General features: G+C 59.1%; 1 pseudogene. It reads left to right on the top strand.

Annotated elements, in window-relative coordinates:
* Positions 1–282, top strand: a pseudogene (locus AC0L3P_RS40240) (IS91 family transposase); the annotation flags it as partial.
* Positions 283–318 lie beyond the last annotated feature (36 nt).

Raw genomic sequence — 318 nt, 5'->3', positions numbered from 1 at the left:
CTTCTTCACACGCTGCCCGATGGCTTCCATCGCATCCGCCACTTCGGCTTCATGGCCAACGGCCATCGCGCTGCCAAGCTCGCCCTTTGCCGCGAACTTCTCGATCATGAGACAGACCCAAACGACAGCCAGCCGCCGCCTGTGGATTCGGAAGCTCAAACCTGGGCCGAAGTTCCTGCCTGTCCTGATTGTGGTGGCGTCATGCGCATCATTGAGCGCTTTCGACACAGCTTCAGACGCACCAGCCCTCGAACATCACCGTTCCGATGCGACACATCGTGAGCCAAGTCATGCCGTGCACGACGATCATCATTCGTC

The organism is Bradyrhizobium sp. WSM4874, assembly GCF_055811835.1.
The sequence above is the reverse complement of the archived record's forward strand: the minus strand, read 5'-3'. Positions and strand labels throughout refer to the sequence as shown.